At 70.1% G+C, this 6,771-nt stretch carries 5 protein-coding genes; all 5 read left to right on the top strand.

All coding sequences use genetic code 11. From position 1 onward, the window contains the following. Positions 1-431: 431 nt before the first annotated feature. The 5 genes from ACFV9H_RS40865 (at position 432) to ACFV9H_RS40845 (ending at position 6,679) form a co-directional block, all read left to right on the top strand. Positions 432-1,199, top strand: a complete 768-nt coding sequence (locus ACFV9H_RS40865) for an IclR family transcriptional regulator (protein ID WP_385408988.1) — start codon at positions 432-434, stop codon at positions 1,197-1,199. Between the two features lie 336 nt (positions 1,200-1,535). Then, positions 1,536-2,318: an MIP/aquaporin family protein gene (locus ACFV9H_RS40860; protein WP_385408986.1), complete on the top strand. Its 783-nt coding sequence runs from the start codon at positions 1,536-1,538 to the stop codon at positions 2,316-2,318. A gap of 77 nt (positions 2,319-2,395) precedes the next feature. Continuing rightward, the gene (gene glpK / locus ACFV9H_RS40855) at positions 2,396-3,922 is read left to right on the top strand and encodes a glycerol kinase GlpK (RefSeq protein ID WP_385408984.1); all 1,527 of its coding nucleotides are present in this window, start codon (positions 2,396-2,398) and stop codon (positions 3,920-3,922) included. Positions 3,923-3,963: 41 nt separating this feature from the next. Further along, a complete protein-coding gene (locus ACFV9H_RS40850) occupies positions 3,964-5,571 on the top strand; it encodes an FAD-dependent oxidoreductase (RefSeq protein WP_385408982.1) in 1,608 nt (535 codons plus the stop codon). Positions 5,572-5,698: 127 nt separating this feature from the next. Next, positions 5,699-6,679 carry a PAC2 family protein gene (locus tag ACFV9H_RS40845; protein ID WP_385408980.1) on the top strand — a complete coding sequence of 327 codons (981 nt, stop codon included), beginning with the start codon at positions 5,699-5,701 and terminating at the stop codon, positions 6,677-6,679. Positions 6,680-6,771 lie beyond the last annotated feature (92 nt).

Genomic DNA, 6,771 nt, shown 5'->3' with positions numbered 1-6,771 from the left:
ACCTCGTTGCAACCCTCCAGCTGCTGGAAGTCCTCCATCGAGGGGTCCTGCGCCTGGAGCATCGTCCCCATGGCCCCGTCGGCGACGACCACACGGGTGGCGAGCGCCTCTCGGAGGGCATCGGCCCGGGTCTGGGTGTCTGCGGGCGGGTTCGGCAACGAGGCCATGGTTGAGCTCCCTGGGATGCGACGGCTGTCGGCTTTGCACCCCCTCTGTGTCAAGGGTGCACGCGGCCAGGGTAACCGTGCGGCACCTGACCCGGTGAGGGCGTCCCACGTGGCGGACTGCATTCTGTGCGCGGGACGTCTTGTCGGGTGTGTCGGCGTGGGGTGCCGACTCATACGTGTGTCCGGAGCGCCTCACCATGCAAAAGGTCGACATCGACCGATAGTGTTCAGCATTGTCGAACTACGTCAGCAGGAGGCTGCGCAATGGCACGGAACATCCAGTCGCTCGAACGAGCCGCTGCGATGCTGCGACTCCTTGCGGGTGGGGAGCGCCGGCTGGGGCTCTCGGACGTGGCGTCGTCCCTGGGTCTGGCGAAGGGCACGGCGCACGGCATCCTGCGCACCCTGCAGGCGGAGGGCTTCGTCGAGCAGGACCCGGCCTCGGGCCGCTACCAACTGGGCGCCGAGCTGCTGCGCCTGGGCAACAGCTATCTGGACGTGCACGAGCTGCGCGCCCGCGCCCTGGTGTGGACGGACGATCTGGCCCGGGCGAGCGGCGAGAGCGTGTACGTGGGCGTGCTGCACAAGAGCGGGGTGCTGATCATGCACCACGTGTTCCGGCCCGACGACAGTCGCCAGGTGCTGGAGGTGGGGGCCATGCAGCCGCTGCACTCGACGGCGCTGGGCAAGGTGCTGTCCGCGTACGACCCCGTGGCGCACACGGAGGCGCTGGAGGTGGAGCGCGAGGCGTTCACCCCCCGTACGGTCACGGACGCGGCCGGGTTCGAGGAGATCCTCGGGCTGACCCGGGCGCGCGGTTGGGCCGCCGACGTCGAGGAGACCTGGGAGGGCATCGCCTCGGTCGCGGCGCCGATCCACGACCGGCGCAGGATGCCGGTCGGGGCGGTCGCGGTGGCGGGTGCGGTGGAGCGGGTCTGCGGGGAGTCCGGGGAGCCGCGGGCGGCGCTCGTGGCCTCCGTACGGGACTGCGCGCGGTCGGTTTCACGCGACCTGGGAGCGGGCCGGTTCTGAGCTTGACCTGACCCGTTTGCCCCACACATGACCCACCCGATGCGGCTTCGAGCTGCATTTGGGTGGGTTTTGCCATTTACTGATCATGGGAATGGCCGGTTTTGGGCGATCGTACCGAGTGGTAACGATCCGGTTCTTTGACCTGGCCAGGCCTTGACGGGTTCTTCACACAGGCGGAAAACTGCCGTTCATCGGTCGGCAATGTCGAACACCTACCGGCAATACGCGTTAGGGTGTGGCAAGGCCAAGGACCGGTGCAGCACTCACCGAGTGCGCGGAACCGCCGGAGGTACCCGGTTTCCGCCCACCCCTGGACGTAAGACAAAGGAGTCGCGGGTGTCCAGCTCCGACATCTTCATCGGCGAGACCATCGGTACCGCCCTGCTCACACTGCTCGGCGGTGGCGTCTGCGCCGCCCTCACGCTCAAGAGCTCCAAGGCCCGTGGCGCGGGCTGGCTCGCGATCACCTTCGGCTGGGGCTTCGCGGTCCTGATCGCCGCCTACGTCTCCGCGCCCCTCTCCGGCGCGCACCTCAACCCGGCGGTCACCGTCGGCATCGCCGTCAAGACCGGCGAGTGGGGTGACGTCCCCGTCTACTTCGCGGGCCAGCTGCTCGGCGCCATGCTCGGCGCGGTCCTGATGTGGGTCACGTACTACGGCCAGTTCCGCGCACACCTGGCCGACCCCGAGAACATCAAGGACGCGAGGCTCGGTCCGGAGGACCCGCACCCGCACGACGTCGCCGGCCCGGTGCTCGGGATCTTCTCGACCGGCCCCGAGATCCGCAACGTCGTCCAGAACCTCGCCACCGAGATCATCGGCACCTTCGTCCTGGTCCTGGCGATCCTGACCCAGGGCCTGCAGGACGGCGGCAAGGGCCTCGGCGTCATCGGTGTCCTGATCACGTCGTTCGTGGTCGTCGGCATCGGCCTCTCGCTGGGCGGTCCGACCGGCTACGCGATCAACCCGGTCCGCGACCTCGGCCCGCGCATCGTGCACGCCCTGCTCCCGCTGCGCAACAAGGGCGGTTCCGACTGGGGCTACTCCTGGATCCCGGTCGTCGGCCCGCTCGTCGGTGCCGCCATCGCCGGCGGTCTGTACAACATCGCGTTCGCCTGATCAGCATCGGCCCGCGCTCGTAAGATCCGCACCGCATCCTGATTCCGCCTACTCATAGACCTGCCAGGAGCAGCCACATGACCAGCAGCACCGGCCCCTTCATCGCCGCGATCGACCAGGGCACCACCTCCTCCCGCTGCATCGTCTTCGACCGCGACGGCCGCATCGTGGCCGTCGACCAGAAGGAGCACGAGCAGATCTTCCCGAAGCCGGGCTGGGTCGAGCACGACGCCACCGAGATCTGGACCAACGTCCAGGAGGTCGTCGCCGGGGCCATCGCCAAGGCAGAGATCACCGCCGCCGACGTCAAGGCGGTCGGCATCACCAACCAGCGCGAGACCACCGTCCTGTGGGACCGCCACACCGGCGAGCCGGTGCACAACGCGCTGGTCTGGCAGGACACCCGCACCGACGCCCTGTGCAAGGAGCTCGGCCGCAACGTCGGCCAGGACCGCTTCCGCCGCGAGACCGGCCTGCCGCTGGCGAGCTACTTCGCCGGTCCGAAGGTCCGCTGGCTGCTCGACAACGTCGAGGGCCTGCGCGAGCGCGCCGAGGCCGGAGACATCCTCTTCGGAACCATGGACTCCTGGGTCATCTGGAACCTCACCGGCGGCGCCCAGGGCGGTCACCACGTCACCGACGTGACCAACGCGTCGCGCACCATGCTGATGAACCTGCACACCCTGGCCTGGGACGAGAAGATCGCCGAGTCCATGGGCGTCCCGCTCAACGTCCTCCCGGAGATCAAGTCCTCCGCCGAGGTCTACGGCCACGTCAAGGACGGCGTCCTCGCCGGTGTCCCGGTCGCCTCGGCGCTCGGTGACCAGCAGGCCGCCCTCTTCGGCCAGACCTGTTTCGCCGAGGGCGAGGCCAAGTCCACGTACGGCACCGGAACGTTCATGCTGATGAACACCGGCGACAAGATCATCAACTCCTACAGCGGCCTGCTGACCACGGTCGGCTACCAGATCGGCGACCAGAAGCCGGTCTACGCGCTGGAGGGCTCCATCGCCGTCACCGGCTCGCTCGTCCAGTGGATGCGCGACCAGATGGGCCTGATCAAGTCCGCGGCCGAGATCGAGACCCTGGCCTCCTCCGTCGAGGACAACGGCGGCGCCTACTTCGTGCCGGCCTTCTCCGGCCTGTTCGCCCCGTACTGGCGCTCCGACGCCCGCGGTGTGATCGCCGGCCTCACCCGGTACGTCACCAAGGCGCACATCGCCCGTGCCGTCCTGGAGGCCACCGCCTGGCAGACCCGCGAGATCACCGACGCCATGACCAAGGACTCGGGCGTCGAGCTCACGGCCCTCAAGGTCGACGGCGGCATGACCTCCAACAACCTGCTGATGCAGACGCTCTCGGACTTCCTGGACGCCCCCGTGGTGCGCCCGATGGTCGCCGAGACCACCTGCCTCGGCGCCGCCTACGCCGCCGGCCTGGCCGTCGGCTTCTGGCCCGACACCGACGCCCTGCGCGCCAACTGGCGCCGCGCGGCCGAGTGGACCCCGCGGATGCCCGCCGAGCAGCGGGAGCGCGAGTACAAGAGCTGGCTCAAGGCCGTCGAGCGGTCCATGGGCTGGGTCGACGACGAAGACGCCAGCTGACCGCACTCAGCTGACGCTATCGACGAGGAGCTAAGAGAGATATGAGCAACCCGCAGAGCGTGACCGCACTGGGCACGCACCCGACCGCCGGTTCGAACGCGAGCCGTGCCGAGACCCGCGAGCAGTTGGCGAAGGCCACGTACGACCTCCTGGTCATCGGCGGTGGAATCCTGGGCACCTCGGTGGCCTGGCACGCCGCGCAGTCGGGTCTGCGGGTCGCCATGGTGGACGCCGGCGACTTCGCCGGCGCCACCTCCTCCGCCTCCTCCAAGCTGGTTCACGGCGGCCTGCGTTACCTGCAGACCGGTGCGGTCAAGCTGGTCGCCGAGAACCACCACGAGCGCCGGGTGCTGGCCAAGGACGTGGCCCCGCACCTGGTCAACCCGCTCACCTTCTACCTGCCCGTCTACAAGGGCGGTCCGGTCGGTGCGGCCAAGCTGGGCGCGGGCGTCTTCGCGTACTCCGCCCTCTCGGCCTTCGGCGACGGCATGGGCAAGGTCATCTCCCCGGCCCGCGCCGCCGCCGACAACCCGGGTCTGAAGACGGACAACCTGAAGGCCGTGGCGGTCTACTACGACCACCAGATGAACGACTCCCGCGTCGCCGTCATGACGGTCCGCGCGGCCGTCGAGTCGGGCGCGGTCGTCCTCAACCACGCCGAGGTGACCGGGCTGCGCATGACGCGCGGCCGGGTCACCGGCGCCGAGCTCAAGGACCGCCTGGACGGTACCGAGTTCGGGGTCGACGCGCGCGTCGTGCTCAACGCCACCGGCCCGTGGGTGGACCACCTGCGGCGCATGGAAGACAAGCACTCCATGCCGTCGATCCGCCTCTCCAAGGGCGCGCACATCGTCATGAAGCGCAAGTCGCCGTGGAAGGCCGCCATGGCCACCCCGATCGACAAGTACCGCATCACGTTCGCCCTGCCGTGGGAGGACCAGCTGCTGCTCGGCACCACCGACGAGGTGTACGAGGGCGACCCGGCGGACGTGCGCGCCACCGAGGCCGACATCCAGCAGATCCTGGACGAGGCGGCGTTCTCGGTGAAGGACGCGGACCTCGACCGCTCGCTGATGACGTACGCGTTCGCGGGCCTGCGCGTGCTGCCCGGCGGCCCCGGCGGGGTCGAGAAGGCCAAGCGCGAGACGGTCGTGTCCGAGGGCGCGGGCGGCATGCTGTCGGTGGCCGGCGGCAAGTGGACCACGTACCGGCACATCGGCCGCGTGGTCATGGACAAGCTGGCGAAGCTCCCGGGCAGCCCGCTGACCGAGGACATGGAGCCGGTGAAGTCCCTGGTGCGCCGGATCGCGCTGCCCGGTGTCGCCAACCCGAACGCGGTCGCGCACCGGCTGCTGGTGGACCGCGAGCCGGGTACCCGGATGGACCCGCTGACCGCGCGGCACCTGGCCTCGCACTACGGTTCGCTGGCCTTCGACATCGCGCGCATCGCGAACGAGGACCCGGCGCTGGCCGAGCGCATCCACCCGGACGGTCCGGAGATCTGGGCGCAGGTGGCGTACGCCCGTGACAACGAGTGGGCCGAGACGGTCGACGACGTGCTGCGCCGGCGTACGACGGTGACGATCCGCGGCCTGGACGACGAGGCCGTACGGGCCCGCGTCGAGGAGATGCTGGGCCACAAGGCATAGGTCTCGCGCAGGTGGGGAAGAGGGGCGGTTCCGAGGGGAACCGCCCCTCTGTCGTGGGCTGTGGCCGGTGCCTCATCAAGGCTTAGGCTGGCCCACGTACGCAAGGGAACTTCGGAAGGAGACCTGGGTGATCGAGCTTGAGGGCGTGCCCGAGCTGATCGACCCGGTCATGGTGGCCGCGTTCGAGGGCTGGAACGACGCGGGTGACGCGGCCTCCGGTGCGGTCGCGCACCTGGACCGGGAGTGGAAGGGCGAGGTGTTCGCGGCGCTCGACGCCGAGGACTACTACGACTTCCAGGTCAACCGGCCGACGGTGTGGCTGGACAACGGGGTACGGAAGATCACGTGGCCGACGACGCGGCTGTCGGTGGTCCGCATCGGCGGGGCGAAGCCGCGCGACCTGGTGCTGGTGCGGGGCATCGAACCGTCCATGCGGTGGCGGTCGTTCTGCAACGAGCTGCTCGGCTTCGCGCACGAGCTGGGCGTGGAGATGGTGGTCGTCCTGGGTGCGCTGCTCGGGGACACCCCGCACACGCGGCCGGTGCCGGTGAGCGGGGTCACCTCGGACGCGGATCTGGCGCGGACGATGGACCTGGAGGAGACCAAGTACGAGGGCCCGACGGGGATCGTGGGCGTACTCCAGGAAGCCTGCACGCACGCGGGGGTGCCGGCGGTGTCCCTGTGGGCGGCGGTGCCGCACTACGTTTCGCAGCCGCCGAACCCGAAGGCCACGCTGGCCCTGCTCAACCGGCTGGAGGACCTGATCGACATCCGGATCCCGCTCGGCGAGCTGCCGGAGGACGCGCGGGCGTGGCAGTTGGGCGTGGACCAACTGGCCGCGGAGGACAGCGAGGTCGCGGAATACGTCCAGACGCTGGAGGAGGCGCGGGACACGGCCGATCTGCCGGAGGCGTCCGGGGACGCGATCGCCCGGGAGTTCGAGCGGTACCTGCGGCGGCGTGACCCGTCCGCGGAGCCGGGTGACGGCTCGTACCTGCGGGACACCTCCAGCGGCCTGACGCGGCCGCCGAAGCCGCAGCCGCCGGTGGCTCCGCCGCCGCCCGAGGCTCCGCCGGAGGAGCCAGGGGACGACACCCCCGAGGCGTAGCCGGGAGGCGGGTGCCGCTGCGCGGAGCCGTCCCCTACCCGCCCTTCGACCGTTCCCGCCTCGATCGCCGGCGGGGCTGGGTTGCGCGAAGC

Origin of the sequence: Streptomyces sp. NPDC059874, assembly GCF_042731135.1 — a bacterium.
Taxonomy (GTDB): domain Bacteria; phylum Actinomycetota; class Actinomycetes; order Streptomycetales; family Streptomycetaceae; genus Streptomyces.
Note: the sequence above shows the minus strand (reverse complement) of the source record. Positions and strands in the feature narration are given on the sequence as shown.